The following is a 22,300-nucleotide window of genomic DNA, read 5'->3' as shown; positions in this document are numbered from 1 at the left end:
GAAGTCCTTTTCCGGTTTGACGCACCGTCGAAGGAGCGCCGTACTTGCCGCAGGCTGATGCGCCTGCGACCGGATCGTCATCTGGGGCACCCCGCCACGGGAGAGGGTTGCCGCCCAACCAGCCAGAGCTTCGCGTTGGGACTCATGATCCTGCCCGCCCAGTATGGAACACCGCCCCCGGTGGCGCGCAAGCTGCGGGGTGTCACGCGGCGTAATGCCCGGGTTCGGAAAGAGCGCTGGCTGGGTATTGCCACAAACGGCATTATGCGTCTAAGATCACATTTATCAGGGCAAGAATAGAGACTTCCTGTTGGAGGTCTTTTCTTGCCCTTTTTGCGTTTCTATTGGGCCGTGGTCTCTGACAGGAGCAATCCCGACAGAGAGGTCGGCCATAATGTCGAGTTTTACACTCCGCGGCGTGCACGACGTAGTTTCTTACATTGACGCCCGCCCCAAGATAGCGGGCCGGGCCGGGGTCATTTGGTGGCTCGCGCTGGGCGGCCTGTTCCTAGACGCCTTTTCCAACTCTGCGCTGAGCGCCGGCCTTGGACCCATGACCAGGGACCTGGAGCTGAGCGCCACCCAGGTTGCCATCCTGACGTCCCTCGCATCCTGGGTCGCCATCGTGTTCAATCCGATTGGCGGTTGGATGGCGGACCGCTGGGGCCGCATTCCTCCACTGGTTTTCGCTAAGTTCCTGGCGCTGATCGGCGCCGGCCTGGCCGCCTTTGCACCCGCTTTCGAGCTGGTGCTGGTGGGACGCTTCTTCGTGGGTGCCGCCTACGGCATCGACTTTGCGATCGCCATGGCCCTGTTGGCAGAATTTACCCCCGCCCGGTTCAAGAGCCGCCTGAACACCTGGCAGGGCATCTGGTACACCGCGGTGAGCTCCAACCTGATTCTGGCCATCCTGTTCTACAACATGGGTGTCGGAGAATCGATCTGGCGCTACGCCGTCGGCTCAGCGGGCATCGTGGCCCTGGCCCTCTTTGTCGCCCAGCTCGCTTTTATGGTCGAAAGCCCCACCTGGGCAGCCCGGAAGGGCCTGCTTGAAAAGGCGGCCGCCTCCATGACGAAGATTTATGGTGAGCCTTTCACTGCAGCGCCCGTCGAAGACCGCTCCCCGATCCTGAACCAGGCGACAAAGGGTTTCGCCAACATCGCGCTGATTTTCCGTGGAATCTACCTTCCACGGACGATCCTCGCTGCCACCATCCAGATGGGGCAGTCCATCCAGTATTTCGCCGTCGGCTGGTACCTGCCGATTATTAGCCTCACCCTGTTCGGTGAAGACTTCGTGGTGGCCACATTGGGCGCGCTTGTCTTCAACCTATTTGGTATCGTCGGCGGCTTCCTTTCGCCGATGATCGGCAGGAAAATCGGCCTGCGCAAGGCCTCAGCAGTCGGCTTCGGCGCCGTCTTCATCATGCTGGTGATACTGGGAGCCTTCTACGAGAGCCTGCCGATCTTCCTGGCCTTCCTGATCCCGTCCCTGTTCATCCTGTTCCACTCCGGCGGGCCCGGCGCCAACGGCAAGAGCATCTCCACCCTGTCCTTCCGCAGCGAACTGCGAGCGGGAGCCAACGGTGTTATCGGGGCGCTTGGCAGCACCGGAGCGGCTCTGGGCCTGCTCGTCTTCCCCATCCTCAAGCAGGACCTTGGCCTCGGACCCACCTTCCTGATCCTTTCCGCCGTACCGCTGATCGCCTGCATCGTTTGCTCGGTGATCAAATGGGATCCCACCCGCGCAGCGGTCAGCCCGGATGAAGAAGAGAATGCTCCGCAGTTCCGGAGTGACCAGGTCCGAAACGAAACGGCACGGGTCTAGATGGCACGGATGCAGCCGGCGATCCTATCCATCGACGAAGGCACCACGGGGACCAGGGCAGCCTGGGTCACCGCGGACGGGATGGTCCACGGCGAGGAGTACCGGCGCCTCCAGGTCTCCACTCCCCGTGCCGGGGTAGTGGAACAGGATGCCGGGGAAATCCTGGCCAAGACGCTGGAAGTATGCCGAATCGTCGTCCAGCGTGCCGCGGAAGCGGGCTACGAGCTCAAGGCAGCTGCCATCGCCACCCAGCGGGCGACGGCGGTGCTTTGGGATACCGTCTCCGGTCATCCCCTGGTGCCGGCCATGGTGTGGCAGGACACCCGCCACGCGACGGGGCTCGAGGCCCTGGGCAGCACCTGGAACGAACACCTGATCCAGACGGTCGGCCGTCCCGCTGGAGTTCGCTCCCCGTATCTGTGGGCAGCCCATCACCTGCGGGACAGCCCGGCTGTGGCCGAGGCCTACACGGCAAAACGGCTCGGTTTCGGCACCATGGAAACCTGGCTGCTGTGGAACCTCACCAGGGAACGCGCCTACGTGGCTACGTCCACCAATGCCACGTCCGCCGGCGCCTATGTGCTCGCTGAGCACCGGTATGAAATCCCCTGGATCGAAGCCCTGGAATTCCCGGTGGAGATCCTCCCGGAGCTCCGCCAGGACGCAGACGAGCTCGGACATACCGATCCGCGGCTTCTCGGACTCGAGCTGCCCATCCGGGCAGCGGTGGGTGATCAGCATGCCGGCACCGTGGGACTGGGTTGCCTGGATGCCGGCCAGGCCATGTGCGTTCACGGCACGGGCAGCTTCGTTGACCTGGTCACCGGACCCCGCCTGCCCGAAAACCCCGGTCTCTATGACGGGACCCTGACCCTCACTGGGTGGCGCCGCAACCATCGCAGCGTTTACGCGGTGGAGACCTTCACTGCCACCACCGGGTCGGCGCTCGACTGGCTTTGCGGTTCCTTGGGCTGGTTCGAGTCCGCCGTGCAGATCAGCGAGCTGGCTGCCCTGTCCAGCGGGGCAAACGGCGTGATGTTTGTTCCCGCACTGACGGGTATCCGGGTCCCGGTCGTAGAGCCGAGGGTCCGGGCGTCCCTGAGCGGACTTTCCATGGCTACCAGCAGGTCCGAGGTGGCGTACGCCGTCCTGGAAGGCATTGCCCACTCCGTGGCGAGCAGCGTTCACGCGAACGAAGAAGTCGCCGGGGTATCGGTCACGGAGATCCGGGTGGGCGGTGGAATGTCCGGCAGCGATCCACTCATCCAGATGCAGGCTGACCTCACCGGGATTCCGATGCGGCGGATGCCCGCCACCGGTACGGCAAGCCTCCGCGGTGCTGCGTTTCTGGCCGGTGCCGACGGGCTCCTGTGGGAATCGCTCGAAACAGCGGCCCGCGCCCTGGGGCCGGGCGAACGGTTCGAACCGGCCATCTCCGCATCCGAGCGGGAAGAACGGCGAAGCATGTGGGCCAGGCACATTGACCGGGAACTTGAGCAGGTCGCGCGCTAAGCCGCACCCGGTGCCGTGAAGCCCATTTCGTTTGCACTAATTGCACTAAATTGCAGCAGAAAGAAATATATCCATGATCTCTTTTCCCGCACGTAAACCAAAGACAAACCGGACCCGAATGGTCTCCGAAACCCCGCTGAAGCTGGAACGAAAAGAACAGCTGGCAGCACTTGAAACCGGACGTTTTGACATCGTTATTGTTGGCGGCGGTGTAACGGGTGCTTACACGGCCATGGACGCAGCACTGCGGGGCTACCGTGTAGCCCTTCTGGAAAAGGACGATTTCGCGTCCGGGACCTCCTCCAAGTCCTCCAAGATGATCCATGGCGGGCTCCGCTACATCGAGCAGGGAAACCTGCCCCTGGTCCGGCATTCCCTGTTGGAGCGCCAGCGGCTCCGTAAGAACGCTCCCCATTTGGTCCAGCGGCTGCCGTTCCTGTTTCCGGTGCTTTCCGAAGAGGGCATCTTCGACCGGCGCCTCGCAGCCGGTTTTGAAAGCCTGCTCTGGACCTACGACCTGGCCGGCGGGTGGCGGGAAGGAGTCCTGCACCAGAAGCTCAGCAAGGCAGAAGTCCTCTCCCACTGCCCCACGTTCAAGGGGGAAAAGCTGGACGGTGGGTTCATGTACTACGACGCCAGGGCCGATGACGCCCGGCTGACCCTGGCACTGGCCCGGACCGCTGCGTTCCATGGGGCAACCGTGCTCAACGGTGCCAAGGTCACGGACGTGACCCGCAGTGGAGGGAAGGTCGACGGCGTGACGGTGGCTGTGGACCGGCGTGAGGTCCGGGTGCGTGCCTCGGTGGTCGTCATCGCAACCGGCGCGTGGCTCAGGGATTGGAACGGCGCGGGCAAGGATGCCGACGCCCCGAGTATCCGCCCGGCCAAGGGCGTGCATATCGCTGTGCCGTGGAGCAAGATCCGCAACGACTGCACCGTGACGATTCCGGTGCCCGGGCGCACCAGGCGGGCCACGATCACCCGCTGGGGCAACACCGCCTATCTGGGGACCACGGATGAGGACTACGCCGGAGACCTCGACGATGTGAACTGCACCCGGGAGGAAATGGATTTCCTGCTCGACGGTGCCCGCAGCGCCCTGAACCTTGACCTCGAAGCCGAGGACGTCCTGGGCAGCATTGGCGGATGCCGTCCGCTGGTGGCTCCGCCGGGAGGAAAAACGGTCGAGGTTAAGCGCAATCATGAGATCCGCACCGACCAGGACGGCCTGGTCACAGTTGTCGGCGGCAAACTGACGACATCCCGGCACATGGCTGAGCAGACAGTCGACGCAGCTCAGAAGGTCCTGGGACAGCGGCGGCGCTGCCGCACAACCGGCGCCCCCTTGCTGGGCGGAGCCGGATATGACGCCGAGGCCGTCGTGGCATCCGGCGGCCTGGCAGCTCATCTGGGCGAGCGCTACGGGACGGAGTCCCGGTTTGTCACGGACATCCTGGCCGCTGATCCTTCCCTCGACCGTCCCATCGTCGAAGGCCTGCCCTATCTGGAGGCCGAAGTTGTTTACGCGGCCCGCCATGAGATGGCCCGGAGCGTTGACGACATCCTCTCCCGGCGTACACGCGCACGCATTATGGCCCGTGACGCTTCCGCTGCCGCTGCGCCCAGGGTGGGCGCCCTGCTGATGAAGGAACTCGACCTTCCCGCCAGCGTCATCGACGCCCAGGTAGCCGACTACAAGAACCAGACCACACATGAACGAGCAATCCTGATGGGAGCCAAGTAAATGATCAGCAAAGAAGCAGTCAAGCGGGGGTACAACCGGGGAAACTACACGGTGGGTGCGCCCAGCCAGCCCGGCTACGCGGCAGGCCTTGACGGAGCCGGACTCTCGGGGGAACCGTACTTCTCTTCGCCCGCGCCGGCCGTCGTTGATGCGCAGACACTGGAGCTCCTCGCAGCCGCAGCTGACAAGGTCGTCACCGATCCCGGGCTGGTCCGGGACGGTACCCGTGATTGGTGGGCCGGGACGATGATCGCCGAAACCGGCGGCCGCCCGGCCACCCCTGAATCGGTGATCGTTCACGTTTCCAGTACCGAGCAGGTCCAGGCCGTTATGCGGATCGCCGGACAGGCATCCCTGCCGGTCACCGTCTCAGCCGGGCGGAGCAACGTTACGGGCGCAGCACTGCCCGTCGCCGGCGGAATCGTCCTGGATGTGTGCGGGCTGGACAAGTTCGTGTCCTTTGACGAGGCCAGCCAGATCATCGAGGTCGAAGCCGGCGTCTTCGGCGACATCTTCGAGGAAACCATCCAGCGGGACTACGGCATGACGATGGGGCACTGGCCCTCGTCCTACGCCATCAGCACGGTTGGCGGCTGGGTCGCCTGCCGTGGAGCCGGGCAGCTCTCCACCCGGTACGGCAAGATCGAGGACATGGTCTACGGGATGGACGTGGTCCTTGCCAGCGGTGAACTGGTCACCCTGGGCGAGAGTGCACGCGCAGCAGTAGGACCCGATCTACTGCAGCTCTTCATCGGTTCTGAAGGCACCCTGGGTGTGATTACCCGGGTCCGTTTCAAACTGCACCGCCTCCCCGGGTTCGGCCGGGCCACAGCCTATGGGTTCGCGTCCTTTGCCGACGGGCTCGAAGCCTGCCGGCAGATCATGCAGGCCGGCGCCACCCCCGCTGCGCTCCGGCTCTACGACGAACTCGAAAGCGGACTCCAGTTCGGGCTCCCGGAGACCAATGTCCTGCTGATCGCGGATGAAGGGACCCGGGAGCTGGTCGACGCCGGGCTCACCATCGCCAACCGGATCTGCGCAGAGTCTGGCACGGAACTGGACTCAGACGCCATCTTTGAACGCTGGCTCGACACCCGTTACCTCACCGGAAAGAGCGCCGAGGGGTTCAAGCGCAGCCCCGGACTGGTTGCGGACACCCTGGAGATGGTCGGTCCGTGGGCCGTCCTCCCGGCCGTATATGACGACGTGGTTGCCGCCATTAACGCCGTTCCGGGAACCCTCGCCGGATCCGCCCATCAGTCCCATGCCTATGTTGACGGTGCGTGCCTCTACTTCTCCCTGCGCGGCGACGTGGATGTAGCCGAGCGCGGGGTCTGGTACCGGCAGGCCTGGGACGCGGCTAACGAAGTGATCCTGCGGCACAATGCCACCCTGAGCCATCACCACGGCGTCGGGCTGCTCCGCGCTCCCTACATGGAGCGTTCGCTGGGTACCGGATTTGAGGTGCTGCGCGCAGTCAAGGCCGCACTGGACCCGCAGAACCTGCTGAACCCCGGCAAACTGGGCCTCTAACCAACCCGGGCAGGCATCGTGGACGAGGATAGAGCAATGATCGATTTTCCCCCGGAGCTTGAGCTCCATCTGGCACGAAACCCCGTTATCGCCTCCGTGTTCGGCATCGAGGCGGTTCCCGGGTTCCTTGCATCCGATTGCAGGACCTGCATCCTGGCGCACCTGGAGCTGCATCAGCTCGAAGGCGCACTGCGGATACTGGACCAGGCGGGAAAGTTCACCTTCGTCAACATCGATGCCTGCTCGGGCCTGGGCCAGGACAAAGGCGCCCTTGAGTACCTGAAGAAGATCGGCACAAAAGCAATCGTCAGCACCCGGACGTCGCAGATCCAGCGCGCAAACCAAATGGGGATGGTGACCATGCAGAAAGTCTTCGTCACGGACCGGTCCAACCTGCCACGCAGCCGCAGCGCCATCGAACAAAGCAAACCGCATCTGGTCCAGCTGATGCCATGGCCTGTGGTTTCACACCTCTCCGCCGGCGAGCTGGCCGGATTGTCACCGTTTATCGCCGCCGGATTCGTGCTGACGGCCGGAGACGTGGCTACTGCTTTGAAGGAAGGCGCCAAGGGGATTTCCACCAGCGCAGCCGAGCTTTGGGACCTGGCGGTCCGCCGGGCGCCCGACGCCAAGCCCCCGACATCCGCAACGAACACCGCCAAGGAGCACACCCTATGACCCGCACGTTTTTCCAGGTTATTGCCCACTACCAGACGCACCCCGGCGAGGAGGAGGCGGTGGCCCGCCTGCTGGGCTCCCTCGCAGCTGCCAGCCGCACTGAACCCGCGAACCTGTCCTATGAGTTCTTCCAGAACCTCGAGGACCCCAGCCACTTCGTCATCCTGGAGCAGTACACCGACGCTGCAGGTTTCGCCGCACACCGGGAGACAAGCCATTTCCAGGAGATCGGAGCAGCGCAGATCATCCCCAAGCTGGCGGACCGCAGAATCCAGAGCTTCGAGGATTCAGCAGATGCTTAGCGCTGTCCTCCACGAATCAGGTGCTGACCGGCCCTACGCCGCCAGCACTCCGCTGGCTTTGGAGAACCTCCCGGTTCCCGCCCCGCGGCGGGGTGAGGTCCTGGTGAAAATCGAACGTTCCAGCCTCTGCCACTCCGACCTTTCGGTCATTGACGGGTCCCGGCAGCGGCCCCTCCCCATGGCACTCGGACACGAAGCTGCCGGCACCGTCGTCCAACCGGGCGAAGGCGTGCAGGACCTGCCGGAGGGCACCCGGGTAGTGCTGGTCTTCGTACCGGCGTGCGGCTCGTGCCGCAGCTGCCGGTCCGGACGTCCGGCTTTGTGCAGCCGCGGCGCTGAAGCCAACGCGGAGGGACGGCTCCTGCACGGCGAACCGCTCCTGCGGTCAGCTTCCGGGACAAGGATCAACCATCACCTAGGTGTTTCCGCTTTTTCGGAGTACGCAGTGGTGGCACGGGAATCCCTGGTCCGCATCGAGGACGACGTCCCGTGGGATGTTGCCGCCATGTTTGGCTGCGCCGCGCTCACGGGCATCGGCGCGGTCCTCAACACGGCACAGCTCCAGGCTGGCCAGAGCATCGTCGTCTTCGGTCTGGGCGCCGTGGGGCTAATGGCGGTCATGGCAGCCGCGCAGGTTTCGGAGACCACTGTCCTGGCCATCGATCCCCTGCCGGCCAAGCGTGAACTGGCCCTAAAGTGCGGCGCCCACTTTGTGGGGTCTCCCGCAGAAGCTGCCGCCCTTACTGCTGCCCACACCGAATCCGGAGTGGACGTGGCGGTGGAAGCCGTCGGAAACGCCGCCGTGATGGAGGCCTGCCTGCCGCTGCTGGACCGGGGCGGAGCGCTGGTTTCCGTGGGACTGCCCCATCCCGACCAGGAGCTGTCAGTTCCTGCCCTCCAGTTCGCCGGAAAAGGCCTGCGCCTCCTGGGTTCCTACATGGGCGATTGCGTGCCCGTCCGCGATATCCCGGCCTACCTTGACCTCTGGCGTGAAGGCCGTCTGCCCGTGGAACTGCTGCATACGGACACCCGTCCGCTGCTGGAAATCAATGAAGGGCTCGATGCCCTCGCCGAGGGCAGGGTGGTGCGCCGCCTGTTCACCGCCTAAGGAAGCCGCCGCGGCGAATTGTTACGCCGGGACTTGCCCGCGGGCAGCCCGAGGGCGTTTAGTTATGGCTTGACCATCCCGAGCGGCTGAGAGACCTGGATCAGTGAAGCCGCAGCAACCCTGGTCGGCGCGTTTCCTCCTTGAGGCGCGGCGATAACGAGGTGGACGTCGCAGGAGGCCGGTAAGCCGGCCCAGGACGTTTTCCGTAGGGTGCTACTGCCAGGACCGATGGAGTGTTCAATGACTGCAGTACTTTCCTCCGGGTCCCATGCTGTGTCCGCCACCGCGGGCACAGCACCAGACACCGCCCTGTCCGTAACCTTCGACGGCGTTGGCCGCAGCTTCGGCTCTGGCGCCGGTACCCATGTGGTGCTCCGGGACGTCAACTTCGAGGTCCGTCCCGGCGAGGTCCTCGCCATCCTCGGTTCCAGCGGCTGCGGCAAGTCCACGCTGCTGCGTGCCACCGCAGGGCTCGACGCCGCCTCGACCGGCAGCGTGCGGATCGACGGTACTGCCGTCCGCGGCATCGATGACCGCTGTGCCGTGGCTTTCCAGGAGCCCCGGCTGCTGCCCTGGCAGACCCTGCAGGCGAACGTGGCGATCGGCCTGCCCAAAGGCACCAGCGCCAGCGAAGGCAAGGCCAAGGTTGCCGAGCTGCTGAAACTGGTGGAGCTGGACAGTTTCGCCAAGCACCAGCCCCGCGCAGTGTCCGGCGGCATGGCCCAGCGCGCCTCCCTGGCACGGGCCCTGGCCCGCAGGCCCGGGGTGCTGCTGCTGGATGAACCGTTCGGCGCCTTGGACGCACTGACCCGCCTGAAGATGCAGGACCTGCTGCTGGACGTGCACCGCGCCGCGCCGGCCACCGTCCTGCTGGTGACCCACGACGTCGACGAAGCGCTGCAGCTCGCGGACCGCATCATCGTCCTCGGCCGCGAACCGGGCAAACCCGGCGCCACCATCACCCAGACCATCACCGTTCCGGGCGCCCGTCCCCGGGACCGTGCCTCGGCCGAACTGGCGCGAATGCGCGGCGAGCTCCTGGCGAGCCTCGGCGTCGACCGCCACTAGCGGACCACCCCGTTTCCCCCTCCCGCCGGCACCCACTGGCGGGATTCCGCGGGTCCTCCGTATCCGCACGCAGCCCCAACCCGCAGCATCCTCCTGTCTCACACATCAGCATTTCTCCATCCGAAGGAATCCCCATGAACAGCCGTTCCCGCTTCTCCCGCCGTCCCCTCGCGGTACTCGCCGCCACCGCCGCCGCGTTCTCGCTGGCCCTGACCGGCTGCGTTGCCGGTGAGGATTCCTCCGCCGGTGCCGACAATTCAGCGGCCGACGGCGGCACCCTGAACATCGACTTCGCCACCTACAACCCGCTGAGCCTGGTCATCAAGGACCAGGGCTGGCTGGAGGCAACGCTCGCCGAGCAGGGCGTGGACGTGAACTGGGTGCAGTCGGCCGGCTCCAACAAGGCGAACGAGGCGCTGCGCGCCGGAGCGATCGACGTCGGATCCACCGCCGGATCCGCCGCCTTGCTGGCCCGTGCGAACGGCTCGGAGATCAAGACCATCAGCATCTTCTCCCAGCCCGAGTGGGCGGCCCTGGTGGTCGGCCCGGACTCGAACATCACCTCGGTGGCGGACCTCGCGGGCAAGTCGGTCGCCGCCACCAAGGGCACCGACCCGTACTTCTTCCTGGTCCAGGCCCTGGAGGAAGCCGGCCTGAGCACTTCCGACGTGACGGTGGAAAACCTGCAGCACGCCGACGGCCGCACCGCACTGGAAAACGGTGCCGTGGACGCGTGGGCCGGGCTGGACCCGATCATGGCAGGCGCTGAGCAGGCCGGAGCGAAACTGGTCTACCGCAACCTGGACTTCAACACTTACGGCTTCCTGAACGCCACCGAGTCCTTCCTCGAGGAAAAGCCCGAACTCGCGCAGGCTGTCGTGAACGCCTACGAAAAGGCCCGCACCTGGGCCGCTGAAAACCCGGAGGAAACCGCACAGATCCTGGCCGACGTCGCCGGTCTGGACCTCGAGGTCGCCAAGACCGTGATCCTGGAGCGCAGCAACTTGGACGTGAACGCGGTTCCGGGCGACGCACAGCGTTCGGTCCTGGAAAAGATCGGCCCCACCTTCGTCGAGACGGGTGACGTCGCGCAGCAGTCCACGATCGACGACGCCATTGCCAGCCTGCTGGACGATTCCTTCGCGAAGCAGGCCGATCCGGAAGCCATCAAGGAATCCTAATGAGCGATTCGTACCTCACCGTAGGCTCGGTCGTATCCGGCGGCATCCAGGGCCCGCCGGCGGCTCTTCCCCCGAAGCCTTCCGGGCCGGAACGCAAGGCCGGCCCCGCCGGACCGCTGTCCAAAGGTTGGGTCCGGGTGGTCCTGGGCCTCGTCGTACCCGTGCTGATCCTGGCACTCTGGCAGCTGGTTTCGGCGCTGGGGGTTTTCAGCGCCGTGCAGCTGCCCTCGCCGGGAGCGGTGCTGAGCTCCGCAACCGACCTGCTGGAACGCGGGGAGCTGGGGACGCACATCGCCATCTCCACCCAGCGCGTGCTGACCGGCTTCGCCGCCGGCGCCGCGCTGGGCCTGGTGCTCGGCGCCCTGCTGGGCCTGTCCAAGCTGGCCGATGTCCTGCTCGGCCCGCTGTTCGGCGCCATCCGCGCCGTCCCGTCGCTGGCCCTGGTGCCGCTGCTCATCCTCTGGATGGGCATCGGCGAGGATTCCAAGGTCACGCTGATCACCATCGGCGCGTTCTTCCCGGTCTTCACCACCGTGTCCCTGGCACTGCGCCACGTGGACAAGAACCTGGTGGAAGCGGCACGGGCCTTCGGCCTGAACGGGGTCAAGCTGCTCACCACGGTGCAGCTGCCCGCCGTCGTACCCGCCGTGTTCTCCGGCCTTCGGCTGGCGCTGGCGCAGTCCTGGCTGTTCCTGGTGGCGGCCGAGCTGATCGCCTCCTCCATGGGGCTCGGCTTCCTGCTCACGGACTCGCAGAACAACGGCCGCACCGACCGCATGTTCCTGGCGATCGTGCTGCTGGCAGTGATTGGCAAGACAACGGATGCCCTGCTGGGCGTCGCAGAAAAGTGGGCAGTAAAGAAGTGGGCGTAACAACAGCAATCCAGCCGGCCACTGAACCGGAGTTCGGCACCGAAGCAGAGCGCATCGCGTTCTGGGAGGAAGCCGCCCGACGGCTGCAGTGGGAGGAACCATGGCACACCGCGCACCGGTTCTTCCCGCCGCAGCGCCTCAGCGCACCTGAGGTTCCTGAAGCCGACGCGGAGTACACCGTCCCGGAGATCGAGTGGTTCGACGGCGGCAAGCTCAACGTCGCGGTGAACTGCGTGGACCGGCACGTTGCCGCCGGCCGCGGGGACAAGGCTGCCCTGCACTTTGAGGGCGAGCCCGGCGACCGGCGCACGCTGACCTACGCGGACCTGCAGCGGGAAGTCTCCCGCGCCGCCAACGCACTGCTGGCGCTCGGCATCGAAAAAGGCGACCGGGTGGTCATCTACCTGCCCGTCATCGCCGAGACCATCATCATCACTCTGGCCTGCGCCCGGATCGGGGCCGTGCACTCGCTCGTGTTCGGCGGCTTCTCCGCCGAAGCACTGAAATTCCGGGTGGAAGACACCCGGGCCAAACTGCTGGTCACCACCGACGGGCAGTACCGCCGCGGGGCAGCCGTCCCGGTCAAGGACAACGCGGACCAGGCCGTCTCCGGCACCAACGCGATCGAGCACGTCCTGGTGGTCAAGCGCACCGGCTGCGACATCGCCTGGACCGAGGGCCGCGACGTCTGGTGGCACGAAACCGTGGACACTGCCTCCGCCGTGCACGAACCGGAGTCCTTCGACGCCGAAACCCCGCTGTTCATCATGTACACCTCCGGCACCACCGGAAAGCCCAAGGGCCTGGTGCACACCATGGGCGGCTACCTCACCCAGGCGTCCTGGAGCTACGAATTCCTCTTCGCCAACCCGGACGAATCCGCCCGCGCCGACGACGTCCACTGGTGCACCGCGGACCTCGCCTGGGTCACCGCGCACACCTACGAAATCTACGGACCGCTCTCCAACGGTGTCACCGAGGTGATCTTCGAAGGCACCCCGAACACCCCGCATCCTGGCCGGCACTTCGAAATCATCGAACGCTACAAGGTCACCAGCTACTACACCGCTCCCACCCTGGTCCGCTCCCTGATGGGCTGGTTCCCCGACGGCGTTCCGGACACCTGGGACCTCTCCTCAATCCGGCTGCTCGGCACCGTGGGCGAGGCCGTGAACCCGGAGGCCTGGCGCTGGCTGCGGCAGAACCTCGGCCGCGGCGACGTCCCGGTGATCGACACCTGGTGGCAGTCCGAAACCGGCGCCACCATCCTCTCCCCGCGCCAGACCGACACCGCGTTCAAGCCCGGCTGCGCCTCCCGCGCCCTGCCCGGCGTCTCCACCCGGATCGTCGACGGGGACGGCAACGACGTTCCGCCGAATGTGCAGGGGTTCATCGTGGTGGATCGGACCGGTCCCTCCATGGCCCGCACCTGCTGGGGCGACCCGCAGCGCTACCTGTCCTCCTACTGGCGGCAGTACGCGAAGCAGGGCTGGTTCCTGGCCGGCGACGGCGCCCGGTACGACGACGACGGCGACACCTGGATCCTGGGCCGGGTGGACGACGTCCTGAACGTCTCCGGCCACCGGCTCTCCACGATCGAAATCGAGTCCGCCCTGGTCTCCCACCCCTGGGTCGTTGAAGCCGGGGTCTGCCCCGTCGCCGATCCGAAGACCGGGCATGCGATCGCCGCATTCGTGGTCCTGACCGAGGCCGCGGCCAAGGATGCGGACGCGGTGACCAAGGAGCTGCGGAACCACGTCGCCAAGGAAATCGGGCCGATCGCCAAGCCCGCCGCCGTCGTGGTGGTTCCCGATGTGCCCAAAACCCGGTCCGGCAAGATCATGCGCCGGCTGCTGACCCAGCTGTTCGAGGGCAGCACGCTGGGCGACACCACCAGCCTGCAGAACGAACCGTGCATTCCGGCGATCCACGCCGCGTGCGAGGCCCGGCGCACCGGGAGCACTGACTAATGCACCCGCGCGAGCGTCACCCGGTCCAGTTCCACCGCCCCGCCCATGGCGCGGTGCAGCCGGATGAACTCGACCGGGGAGACCTCCAGGATCGAGGTGTCCTTTTTCTCCGGCAGCAGGTCAGGATGCCCGTTCTCCATCAGTTCAAGGAACAGCCGCTGCGCGTCCATCCGGTCCATGGGATCCGTGGGGGTGATCTTGTGGTTGGCGGAAGCCAGCTTGTAACCGGTTTCGACGACGATCACGTACTGTTCCATGCCCACTCCCGGTGTGTGGGGTTCAGGCTCCGGCCGGAGTGAGAACCCGCTCAGCGCAACTGTCCTCAACATTGTTGGTTTCCACCGCCCAATAAAGCAACCATTGCCTTACCGCTTCGCAGCGGTCCCCCTAAGGAAGGAGCACTCAGTCCCATGAGTGATCGCCAGTTCGGATTCCGTACCCGCGCCCTGCACGCGGGCGGCACGCCCGACGCCATCCACGGTGCGCGCGCCGTTCCCATCTACCAGACCACGTCCTTTGTCTTCAAGGACACCGACGACGCCGCCAACCTCTTCTCGCTGCAGAAGTACGGGAACATCTACTCCCGCATCGGCAACCCCACGGTGGCCGCATTTGAGGAGCGCATCGCCTCCCTGGAGGGTGGCATCGGTGCGGTGGCGACGGCGTCGGGCATGTCTGCCGAATTCGTCACCTTCGCGGCGCTCTGCCAGGCCGGGGACCACATTGTGGCCGCGTCCCAGCTTTACGGCGGCACGGTCACCCAGCTTGACGTCACGCTGCGCCGCTTCGGCATCGAGACCACCTTCGTGCCCGGCACGGACCCCGCGGACTACGCGGCAGCCATCCAGGAAAACACCAAGGCCGTGTACGCCGAGGTTGTGGCCAACCCGAGCGGCGAAGTCACCGACATTGAGGGCCTGGCCAAGGTGGCGCACGACGCCGGTGTGCCGCTGATCCTCGACGCCACCCTGAGCACGCCCTACCTGGTCCAGCCGTTCAAGCACGGCGCGGACATCGTGATCCACTCCGCCACCAAGTTCATCGGCGGGCACGGCACCACCCTGGGCGGCGTCGTCGTCGAGGCCGGCACATTCAACTGGGGCAACGGCAAGTTCCCGGCCATGACCGAACCGGTGCCCTCCTACGGCAACATCTCCTGGTGGGGGAATTTCGGGGAGTACGGCTTCCTGACCAAGCTGCGCTCCGAGCAGCTGCGCGACATAGGACCCACGCTCTCCGCGCAGTCCGCATTTCAGCTGCTGCAGGGGGTGGAAACCCTCGCCCAGCGCGTGGACGAGCACCTGCGCAACGCCCAGGCCGTGGCCGAGTGGCTGGAGGCTGACGAGCGCGTCGCCTGGGTGTCCTACGCTGGCCTGGAATCGCATCCGCACCATGAGCGGGCGCAGAAGTACCTGCCCAAGGGCCCCGGCTCGGTCTTCAGCTTCGGGGTGAAGGGCGGCCGCGCTGCAGGACAGGTGTTCATCGAATCGCTGCAGCTCGCCTCACACCTGGCGAACATCGGCGATTCCCGCACCCTGGTGATCCATCCCGGTTCCACCACCCATCAGCAGCTTTCCCCCGAGCAGATGGCCGCGGCCGGTGTTCCGGAGGACCTCGTGCGGATTTCCGTGGGTCTGGAGGACCTGGAGGACATTCTCTGGGACCTGGACCAGGGTCTCACCGCAGCAGCAGCAGCCGCAGCATCCGGCGCTGCAGCCCCCGCCGCCGGGACCGCTGAAGCTGCCGCGTCCTGCACCGTGCCCGCCCCGGCCGCCGTCGAAACCCAGGAGTCCGCCAATGTCTGAGAATGCCGTTTCAGAAAGCCGCACCTGGGCCGGCCCCAGCGCCCCCGAACGCCTCGCCCTGCTCCGGTCGGCCAAGTCGATCGCCATCGTGGGCGCCTCGGACAAACCGTCCCGGGCCTCCTACTTCGTTGCCACCTATCTGCTCTCCTCCTCGCCGTACAAGGTCTACTTTGTGAACCCGGTGGCTAAGGAGATCCTGGGCCAGCCGGTCTACGCCTCGCTGGCGGACCTGCCGGAGACCCCGGACATTGTGGACGTTTTCCGCCGGCACGATGATCTGCCGACTGTCCTGGAAGAGGCGAAGGCCGTGGGCGCGAAGACGCTCTGGCTGCAGCTGGGCTCCTGGCATGAGGAAGTGGCCCGGGATGCCGAAGCCGCCGGAATGAACGTGGTGATGGACCGCTGCGTGAAGATCGAGCATGCCCGCTTCCACGGCGGGCTGAACCTGGCCGGCTTCAACACCGGGGTCATTTCCTCGAAACGCCAGCTCACGGCGTAGCGTCCGGGCCCTGTCCGGGGTGAAGACCTGCGGGAGCAGGGCCGGGGCATAGGTCTAGCGGGATCCGGGACCCCAGGCGGAATCTCCGCCGTGGTTCCGGCTGCCGCCGGATGACCAGTCCCTGCCCTGGTTCTGCTGCTGCCACCCGCCGGGTTGTACAGCGTGCTGCCCACCGCGGGAGCCGTCGTCGTCGTCATCATCGTCGTCCCATTGGTGCCCGGGACGTTCCGCGCGGCCGTGACCGTCCCCGCGGCCGCCGGTGGACCAGCCACGGTTTGCACCGGAACCGGGCTCCGTTTTATCAGTGGCTTCCTCAGCGGCGGTTTCCTCAGGGACAGGGGCAGGCGCGGCCGGGACGGGATCAGCGGCGGCCTCCTCTACGGGCTCCGGCTCTGCCGGGGCCGGGCCAGGTACGGCAGCGGGGCTGGCTGCCAGGTCAATGGGAGGTTCCGGCGTGGGGGCCGGAACCTCCTCGTAGCTGAAGGGAGCAGGTGCTTCGTGCGCCGTCTCGGCCGTCACCCAGAAGTCATGGCTGGTTGCGGCCACACCGGTGGTGCCCGCCGCCATCGCGGCAATCACCGCGCCGCCCAGCAGGAAGCCCCGCCGGCGGGTAGATTTCCGCAGGGGCGTGACCCCCGCGGTGAAGAGGGCTTCGAGTTCGGCGCAGGGCGCCGGTGCCGGTTCCCCTCCGGCTTTCCGCAGGCGCAGAAGAGCATCGGTGAGCTCCTGGGAGGCTTCCACACCTGATTCCGCCAAGAGGTGCCGGATTGCTTCCGCGTCATTGGGGTTGCTGGACGTACCGTTCATGCTCGGCTGCCTCCTTTCCTGCGATGCGTTCCTTCAGAGCGATGAGCGCCCGCCGCTGAAGTTGTTTGACGGAGTTGGCCGTCTTCCCCATAATCTTGGCGGAATCCTCGAGGGACAGATCTGCCACGACCCGCAGCAGCAGAACCTCGCGCTGCTGCTCCGTAAGTCCTGCCAAAAGAGGCTCCGCCGCCAGAACGGAGTCCAGGACAGCAGCTTCGGCTGACAGGGTGTACCGGGTATCCGCCAGCGGGTCATATGGTGCTGCGGCCGGCTGGCGTTCCCGCCGGCGGTGATCGTCGACCATCCTGGCGTGGGCCACCGAAAAGGCGAAGGTCCGCAGTCCGGCGGCGCCGCCTTCAACGGTCTGCAGCTTGGAAAAGACGGTCAGGAATACCTCCTGCGCCAGCGCCTCCGGATCCTCGCAGCCCTTGGATCTCAGATACCCAAGAACCCCGGGAGCCAGCGCCTGGTAGACCGACCGCAGGGCCACCGGGTTGTCCGCGCGCGCCTCTGAGACCATCTGCTCTGTCAGCGGGTCAGCCAAGGCGGGGTCTTTCGATCTGGGACGTTGGGGCGAACCAAATCGTACCCCGCCTAGGCAGGTCCTGCAGGGAAATAGCCACGCCGAAGCTCGTTGGGGGGATAAGCCCCGGCGCGGCCATTACACAGGGGTAATCGCACCGGAGGCCGAAAAGGTTACGCGGCAGCAGGAATTTCTTTTTCCCGCGCCGGACGGGGACCCCCGCAGCCCGTCCTGCCAGGCATCGCCGGCAGGGAATGTGGGAGACTTAAGGGGGCTCCGCCTTACCAACGGCGGACGCGGCGCGGCCGGCCGGGATCAAAAACGCCAGCTCCGCGCCGGACCGGCAACCCGCGGCCAAGCCCCGCGGCACAGGATATTGATGACCCTCAGCAACTCCACCACGCACCACGACACAGAGCTCAAACGCAGTCTTTCACTGCGGCATATCCGTTTCATCGCCCTCGGCTCCGCAATCGGCACCGGCCTCTTCTACGGCTCCTCCGAGACCATCCAGGCCGCGGGACCCGCTGTGCTCATTGCCTACATCATCGCCGGCTGCGCCGTGTTCCTGGTGATGCGTGCGCTCGGTGAGATGGCGGTCCGCCACCCTGTCGCGGGTTCGTTTGCCCAGTACGCCGGCCGCTATCTTGGTCCCCGGATGGGGTTCCTGACCGGCTGGACCTTTGCGTTCGAAATGATCATCGTTGCCATCGCGGACATGACCGCGGTCAGCATGTATATGGGCCTCTGGTTCCCGGACACACCGGGCTGGCTCTGGATGATCGCGGCCATGCTCTTGATCGGCGGGCTGAACCTGATGCGGGTCAGCGTCTTCGGCGAACTGGAGTTTTGGTTCACCCTGATTAAGGTTTCCACCATCGTCGCCATGATTGCCGGCGGCATCTACCTGATTGTGTTCGGGGTCAGCACCGGCGGGTACGAGCCCGGAGTCAACCACCTGGTGGACCACGGCGGGTTTGCGCCGTTCGGGGTATGGGGCATCGTGATGAGCCTGGGAATCGTGGTGTTCTCCTTTGGCGGCGTCGAAACCCTCGGTGTGACCGCCGGTGAAACCGGTGACCCTTCGCGGGCGATCCCCAAGGCAGTTAATACCGTGCCCGTGCGGATCCTGCTCTTCTACGTGCTTTCGCTGGGTGTGATGCTCTGCCTCCTGCCTTGGGACAGGATCGGTTCCGAAGGCAGCCCCTTTGTACAGGTTTTCGCCGGGCTGGGCATTCCCTTCGCCGAGCACCTGATCAACGCCGTTGTCCTCACAGCGGCTCTCTCCGCCATGAACTCGATTTTCTATGCCGCTTCCCGCACCATGTACGGCCTGGCGGAGCAGGGACACGCTCCGCAGGGATTCACCCGCGTCTCACGGTTCGGTGTTCCTGTCTGGCCGGTGGCCATCATCATGGCCAGCCTTGTCTGCGGCCTGGGGCTGTACCTGTGGATCCCCGAGCAGCTGTTCCTGGTGGTCGCTTCCACCGCCACCTTTGCCACCATTTTCACGTGGTCCTCCATCCTGCTCAGCCACCACCGCATGCGCCGCCAGATGCGCCGGGAGGGAACCCCGTCAGCGGGCTTCCCTTTCCCGGGATGGCCGCTGCTGAACTACGTCACGCTGGCGTTTTTGGGCCTGGTGACCGTCATCCTCGCCTTCACCGGTCCAGGCCGGACGGCGCTGGCCGTGGGCGTGGTGTGGCTTCTGCTGATGCTGGCCGCCTACCAGTTCCTGATTAAGGGCAAGGGCCGGGAGCCGATCGAGCTGCCCACACCTTCCGCCCGGAGCTAGTTGGCCGCTTCGATCTGCTCGTTGACGGCGAACCGGCGGTTGCGCAGCACGGGCAGGAATTCCCGGACCTCCTCGATCCGGTTCCGTGTCACTTCCGCGGTGGCCACCCCGGCGGTCTCATCGGCCAGGAAGACCTGCGGCACACCCATCGGATCCAGGATGGCCGAGTGTCCGATGGTGTGCCCGCTGGACGTACCCGCGGCTGCGACCCAGACGGTGTTTTCGATCGCCCGGGCCTTAAGCAGCGTTTCCCAGTGCTCGATTTTGTGTTCGCCCTTGAACCAGGCCGCCGGGACGGCAATCAGATCCGCTCCCTGTACGGCCAGGGCCCGGGCCAGTTCCGGGAACCGGAGGTCATAGCAGGTCATCAGGCCCACCCGCAGGCCGCCGATTTCCACCACCTGGATTCCACGGTCGCCGGCCTTGATCCGGGTGGATTCGGAATAGCTGAACGCGTCGTAGAGGTGCAGTTTCCGGTAGGTCGCCGCGATCCGGCCGTCCGCCTCGATCGCCACCAGGGTGTTGTAGGGGCGTTCCTCGCCGGAGGACTCGTAGCCGCCGGCAATCACGGCGATTTCCAGTTCCGCCGCCAGGAGGGACAGCCGCTGGACGAAGGTGCTCCAGCCGGCGTCGACCGCTTCTGCCAGGGTTCCTTCGACCTTGCCGATGCTGAACATCGACTCTTCGGGGAACACGATCAGCGCCGATCCCCCGCTCTTGGCCTTCTCAGCCAGCGAGCGCATCTCCGTCAGGTTTTCCGCTACGTCCCCGGTGGGGCTGAACTGACCTACGCTGACCAACATTGGGCTACCGCCTTGCCTTGAGGACCGGACTTTCCTCCAGCCTAATGCAGGTCCTCAAAGTGGAGCACAGGTTTCAGGACCTCTCCCGCCTTGGCCGCAGCGGCGGCGTCGTTGATCTCGTTGAACCCGTACCGGGTGATCATCTTCTGCAGCGGGAATCGGCCCTGCTGCACCAGCTCCACGAGCGCGGGCAGGAAAATCTGCGGCGTGGAGTCGCCTTCCGTGATGCCGATGACCTGCCGGCCGTTGAGCATGAAGTTCACGTCCAGTTCCACGGTTGATCCTGCGGCCGGCGCGCCGATCAGTCCGAGCTTCCCCAGCGGTGCCAGGGCATCGGCGGCGGTTGCTGCCACCCGGGTACTTCCGGTGGTTTCGAGCGCATGCGTCACGCCGCCGCCGTTGGTCAGCTCGAACAAAGCCTGCAGTGCGTCGGTGCTGCCGGAATTGACGACGTCGGTGGCACCAAGTTGGCGGGCCAGCTCGAGCCGGGAGTCCACCAGGTCCATCACCACAATGCGGGTGGAGCCGGAGAGGGCTGCGGCCATCACTGCGGCCAGGCCCACGGGACCGGCCCCGAAGACGGCGAGGGTGGAACCGGGCTCCGGCCGCAGGACGTTCATCACGGCGCCGGCCCCGGTCTGGATGCCGCAGCCCAGCGGTGCCAGCAGGCTCAGGTCGGCGTCCGGGTCCACCCTGGTGACCCCGCGGGCATCGGCCAGAACGTAGTTCGCGAAGGAAGACTGGGCGAAGAAGTGCCCGTGGACCCCTTTGCCGTCCTTGGTGATGGTGGCGCTCCCATCCATGCGCTGCCCGCCCACCAGGTTCAGGTCCAGGAAGTCCGTGCAGTAGGCCGGGTGGCCCATGCGGCAGTTCCGGCAGACTCCGCAGCTGGAAAAGCTCAGCAGCACCTGGTCGCCAGGCACCACCGAGGTGACGCCGGATCCAACGGCCTCCACGACGCCGGCGCCTTCATGCCCAAGGACTCCGGGCAGGGGAAAGGGAATATGTCCGGCCTGGACACCCAGATCGGTCCCGCACACTCCGGAGGCGGTAACCCGGACCAGCACCTCGTCCGGCCGGGGATCATCGAGAGTGACGTCGGTGATTTCGAAGGGTTCATGGACGCCGCGCAGAATCGCGGCACGTGCCTGGGCAGTCATAGGGCCACGCTACGCCGCCGCCGTCGCCGCCGTCAGGGCCTCCGCGAAGTATGGCGGCCGGATGAACCGGGATTTTTGCCGCCCGCATCCTAGACTGTTGCGCCATGGAAGAGATCAAGGAACCGGTGCAGCTGTCCCGGAAGAACGGCACCCTGAATCCCGCCGCCGCAGGCTTCTCCCGCACTGCCCTGCACGGCTTCACGGACCTTCCCTCCGGGCTGCGGCACGGCTGGCGGACCAAGCGCTGGGAGTACTGGGGTGTGCTGACTCCGGAGCTGGCGGTCGACATGACGATCGTTCATCTGGACTACGCGGCTGCCCTGCAGCTCTACGTCCTGGAGCGGGCCACCGGCAAGGAGATCAGCTATGACCCGCTGACCATCCCTCCCGGCTCCACCACCATCCTGCCCAATACGCCCCCGCCGCTGACCGCCGTCGGCACCATGGGCGGGACGCACCTGCGTTTCCACGACGACGACGGCGGCACGCACCTGCGCGCCGCCGCGGAACGCATCGGCGTCGAACTTTATGCGCCCGCTGCCGGCGACGTGCTCGGCGTCGTGGTCCCCTGGTCGGCCACGCGCTACCAGTACACGCTCAAGGACGTCGCCCGCGAGGTCAGTGGAACCGTCACCGTGGACGGCCGGGAGTACCTGGTTGGCGGGCCGGAATCATTCGCCGTGCTGGACCGTGGCCGGGGCCGCTGGCCCTATTCCAAGCGGTGGATCTGGGCGGCCGGGTCCGGGACCGTGGACGGTACCCGGCTCGGCCTGCAGCTGGGCGGGCTGTGGACCGACGGCACACCGGCGACGGAGAACGCGCTGATCGTGGACGGTGTGCTGCACCATTACGACGGCGAACTGGAGTTCACCTATGACCTCGCCAATCCGATGGCAGAGTGGAAGGTCCGGGGCGAATGGATCGACGCGGTGCTGACCCCGTTCCACCGGCGCCGGGCAGCCACCAACGCCGTGCTGGTGTCCTCGAAAATCTGGCAGGCCTTTGGCATCTGGTCCGGCTGGGCGGCCACGCCGGACGGCACCCGCTACCAGCTCGACGGGCTGGAAGGCTGGGTGGAGGAGGCCCGGAACCGCTGGTAGCTGCGCCGCCCG

General features: G+C 66.1%; 20 protein-coding genes and 1 riboswitch. Of the genes, 15 read left to right on the top strand and 5 right to left on the bottom strand.

Annotated elements, in window-relative coordinates; all coding sequences use genetic code 11:
• Positions 1-35: 35 nt before the first annotated feature.
• A riboswitch (SAM riboswitch) is annotated at positions 36-150 on the bottom strand.
• Between the two features lie 244 nt (positions 151-394).
• From ArtHe_RS15890 to acs, 11 genes are all read left to right on the top strand, one after another.
• Positions 395-1,828, top strand: a complete 1,434-nt coding sequence (locus ArtHe_RS15890; RefSeq protein ID WP_248317814.1) for an MFS transporter — start codon at positions 395-397, stop codon at positions 1,826-1,828.
• 9 nt (positions 1,829-1,837) lie between these two features.
• Positions 1,838-3,340, top strand: coding sequence for an FGGY family carbohydrate kinase (locus ArtHe_RS15885; RefSeq protein ID WP_248317812.1), 1,503 nt, complete (start codon positions 1,838-1,840; stop codon positions 3,338-3,340).
• Between the two features lie 118 nt (positions 3,341-3,458).
• Positions 3,459-5,084, top strand: a complete 1,626-nt coding sequence (locus ArtHe_RS15880; protein ID WP_248317811.1) for a glycerol-3-phosphate dehydrogenase/oxidase — start codon at positions 3,459-3,461, stop codon at positions 5,082-5,084.
• A complete protein-coding gene (locus ArtHe_RS15875; protein WP_248317810.1) occupies positions 5,085-6,617 on the top strand; it encodes an FAD-binding oxidoreductase in 1,533 nt (510 codons plus the stop codon). It abuts the gene before it with no gap.
• Positions 6,618-6,653: 36 nt separating this feature from the next.
• Positions 6,654-7,295 (top strand): glycerol-3-phosphate responsive antiterminator, encoded by a 642-nt coding sequence (locus ArtHe_RS15870; protein ID WP_248317809.1) that lies wholly within the window; start codon positions 6,654-6,656, stop codon positions 7,293-7,295.
• The gene (locus ArtHe_RS15865; RefSeq protein ID WP_248317808.1) at positions 7,292-7,597 is read left to right on the top strand and encodes a putative quinol monooxygenase; all 306 of its coding nucleotides are present in this window, start codon (positions 7,292-7,294) and stop codon (positions 7,595-7,597) included. The genes ArtHe_RS15870 and ArtHe_RS15865 overlap by 4 nt, the downstream gene beginning before the upstream one ends.
• Positions 7,590-8,705, top strand: coding sequence for an alcohol dehydrogenase catalytic domain-containing protein (locus ArtHe_RS15860; RefSeq protein WP_248317807.1), 1,116 nt, complete (start codon positions 7,590-7,592; stop codon positions 8,703-8,705). Before ArtHe_RS15865 ends, ArtHe_RS15860 begins: the two co-directional genes overlap by 8 nt.
• Positions 8,706-8,945: 240 nt before the next feature.
• Positions 8,946-9,773: an ABC transporter ATP-binding protein gene (locus ArtHe_RS15855; RefSeq protein WP_066300881.1), complete on the top strand. Its 828-nt coding sequence runs from the start codon at positions 8,946-8,948 to the stop codon at positions 9,771-9,773.
• Positions 9,774-9,907: 134 nt separating this feature from the next.
• Entirely contained in the window at positions 9,908-10,954 is a 1,047-nt protein-coding gene (locus ArtHe_RS15850) for an aliphatic sulfonate ABC transporter substrate-binding protein (protein WP_248317806.1), read from the top strand.
• A complete protein-coding gene (locus ArtHe_RS15845; RefSeq protein WP_248317805.1) occupies positions 10,954-11,826 on the top strand; it encodes an ABC transporter permease in 873 nt (290 codons plus the stop codon). Before ArtHe_RS15850 ends, ArtHe_RS15845 begins: the two co-directional genes overlap by 1 nt.
• Positions 11,817-13,796, top strand: coding sequence for an acetate--CoA ligase (acs, locus tag ArtHe_RS15840; RefSeq protein WP_248317803.1), 1,980 nt, complete (start codon positions 11,817-11,819; stop codon positions 13,794-13,796). The genes ArtHe_RS15845 and acs overlap by 10 nt, the downstream gene beginning before the upstream one ends.
• Here acs and ArtHe_RS15835 read toward each other — a convergent pair.
• Entirely contained in the window at positions 13,793-14,053 is a 261-nt protein-coding gene (locus tag ArtHe_RS15835; protein ID WP_066300876.1) for a hypothetical protein, read from the bottom strand. The two genes, acs and ArtHe_RS15835, sit on opposite strands and share 4 nt — an antisense overlap.
• Before the next feature lie 153 nt (positions 14,054-14,206).
• On the opposite strand from ArtHe_RS15835, the gene ArtHe_RS15830 reads away from it, so the two are divergent.
• Complete coding sequence (locus ArtHe_RS15830; protein ID WP_248317802.1) at positions 14,207-15,601, top strand: O-acetylhomoserine aminocarboxypropyltransferase/cysteine synthase family protein; 1,395 nt, start codon at positions 14,207-14,209, stop codon at positions 15,599-15,601.
• On the top strand, positions 15,594-16,100 hold the full coding sequence (locus tag ArtHe_RS15825; protein ID WP_248317801.1) for a CoA-binding protein: 507 nt from the start codon (positions 15,594-15,596) through the stop codon (positions 16,098-16,100). The genes ArtHe_RS15830 and ArtHe_RS15825 overlap by 8 nt, the downstream gene beginning before the upstream one ends.
• A gap of 54 nt (positions 16,101-16,154) precedes the next feature.
• Here ArtHe_RS15825 and ArtHe_RS15820 read toward each other — a convergent pair whose 3' ends face one another.
• Together ArtHe_RS15820 and ArtHe_RS15815 are read right to left on the bottom strand one after the other, a co-directional pair.
• A complete protein-coding gene (locus tag ArtHe_RS15820) occupies positions 16,155-16,907 on the bottom strand; it encodes a hypothetical protein (RefSeq protein WP_248317800.1) in 753 nt (250 codons plus the stop codon).
• A complete protein-coding gene (locus tag ArtHe_RS15815; protein WP_248317798.1) occupies positions 16,879-17,451 on the bottom strand; it encodes an RNA polymerase sigma factor in 573 nt (190 codons plus the stop codon). Before ArtHe_RS15815 ends, ArtHe_RS15820 begins: the two co-directional genes overlap by 29 nt.
• Before the next feature lie 358 nt (positions 17,452-17,809).
• Between ArtHe_RS15815 and ArtHe_RS15810 the strand changes: the two genes are divergently transcribed.
• Complete coding sequence (locus ArtHe_RS15810) at positions 17,810-19,225, top strand: amino acid permease (RefSeq protein ID WP_248317796.1); 1,416 nt, start codon at positions 17,810-17,812, stop codon at positions 19,223-19,225.
• Here ArtHe_RS15810 and ArtHe_RS15805 read toward each other — a convergent pair.
• A complete protein-coding gene (locus ArtHe_RS15805; protein WP_248317795.1) occupies positions 19,222-20,028 on the bottom strand; it encodes a carbon-nitrogen hydrolase family protein in 807 nt (268 codons plus the stop codon). The two genes, ArtHe_RS15810 and ArtHe_RS15805, sit on opposite strands and share 4 nt — an antisense overlap.
• 41 nt (positions 20,029-20,069) lie before the next feature.
• Positions 20,070-21,188, bottom strand: coding sequence for an NAD(P)-dependent alcohol dehydrogenase (locus ArtHe_RS15800; RefSeq protein ID WP_248317794.1), 1,119 nt, complete (start codon positions 21,186-21,188; stop codon positions 20,070-20,072).
• Between the two features lie 104 nt (positions 21,189-21,292).
• Between ArtHe_RS15800 and ArtHe_RS15795 the strand changes: the two genes are divergently transcribed.
• Positions 21,293-22,288 (top strand): DUF2804 domain-containing protein, encoded by a 996-nt coding sequence (locus ArtHe_RS15795; RefSeq protein ID WP_248317793.1) that lies wholly within the window; start codon positions 21,293-21,295, stop codon positions 22,286-22,288.
• The last annotated feature ends 12 nt before the right edge of the window (positions 22,289-22,300 follow it).

Source organism: Arthrobacter sp. Helios (genome assembly GCF_023167125.1).
In the GTDB taxonomy this organism is placed as follows: domain Bacteria; phylum Actinomycetota; class Actinomycetes; order Actinomycetales; family Micrococcaceae; genus Arthrobacter_B; species Arthrobacter_B luteolus.
The sequence above is the reverse complement of the archived record's forward strand: the minus strand, read 5'-3'. Positions and strand labels throughout refer to the sequence as shown.

Bases quoted from the DNA above. Each gene is read 5' to 3' on its own strand.
- ArtHe_RS15795 (WP_248317793.1), top strand. From the start codon at position 21,293: ATGGAAGAGATCAAGGAACCGGTGCAGCTGTCCCGGAAGAACGGCACC.
- ArtHe_RS15870 (WP_248317809.1), top strand. From the start codon at position 6,654: ATGATCGATTTTCCCCCGGAGCTTGAGCTCCATCTGGCACGAAACCCC.
- ArtHe_RS15830 (WP_248317802.1), top strand. From the start codon at position 14,207: ATGAGTGATCGCCAGTTCGGATTCCGTACCCGCGCCCTGCACGCGGGC.
- ArtHe_RS15885 (WP_248317812.1), top strand. From the start codon at position 1,838: ATGCAGCCGGCGATCCTATCCATCGACGAAGGCACCACGGGGACCAGG.
- ArtHe_RS15845 (WP_248317805.1), top strand. From the start codon at position 10,954: ATGAGCGATTCGTACCTCACCGTAGGCTCGGTCGTATCCGGCGGCATC.
- ArtHe_RS15805 (WP_248317795.1), bottom strand. From the start codon at position 20,028: ATGTTGGTCAGCGTAGGTCAGTTCAGCCCCACCGGGGACGTAGCGGAA.
- ArtHe_RS15865 (WP_248317808.1), top strand. From the start codon at position 7,292: ATGACCCGCACGTTTTTCCAGGTTATTGCCCACTACCAGACGCACCCC.
- ArtHe_RS15890 (WP_248317814.1), top strand. From the start codon at position 395: ATGTCGAGTTTTACACTCCGCGGCGTGCACGACGTAGTTTCTTACATT.
- ArtHe_RS15850 (WP_248317806.1), top strand. From the start codon at position 9,908: ATGAACAGCCGTTCCCGCTTCTCCCGCCGTCCCCTCGCGGTACTCGCC.
- ArtHe_RS15820 (WP_248317800.1), bottom strand. From the start codon at position 16,907: ATGAACGGTACGTCCAGCAACCCCAATGACGCGGAAGCAATCCGGCAC.
- ArtHe_RS15855 (WP_066300881.1), top strand. From the start codon at position 8,946: ATGACTGCAGTACTTTCCTCCGGGTCCCATGCTGTGTCCGCCACCGCG.
- ArtHe_RS15810 (WP_248317796.1), top strand. From the start codon at position 17,810: ATGACCCTCAGCAACTCCACCACGCACCACGACACAGAGCTCAAACGC.
- ArtHe_RS15860 (WP_248317807.1), top strand. From the start codon at position 7,590: ATGCTTAGCGCTGTCCTCCACGAATCAGGTGCTGACCGGCCCTACGCC.
- ArtHe_RS15800 (WP_248317794.1), bottom strand. From the start codon at position 21,188: ATGACTGCCCAGGCACGTGCCGCGATTCTGCGCGGCGTCCATGAACCC.
- ArtHe_RS15825 (WP_248317801.1), top strand. From the start codon at position 15,594: ATGTCTGAGAATGCCGTTTCAGAAAGCCGCACCTGGGCCGGCCCCAGC.
- ArtHe_RS15880 (WP_248317811.1), top strand. From the start codon at position 3,459: ATGGTCTCCGAAACCCCGCTGAAGCTGGAACGAAAAGAACAGCTGGCA.
- ArtHe_RS15875 (WP_248317810.1), top strand. From the start codon at position 5,085: ATGATCAGCAAAGAAGCAGTCAAGCGGGGGTACAACCGGGGAAACTAC.
- ArtHe_RS15835 (WP_066300876.1), bottom strand. From the start codon at position 14,053: ATGGAACAGTACGTGATCGTCGTCGAAACCGGTTACAAGCTGGCTTCC.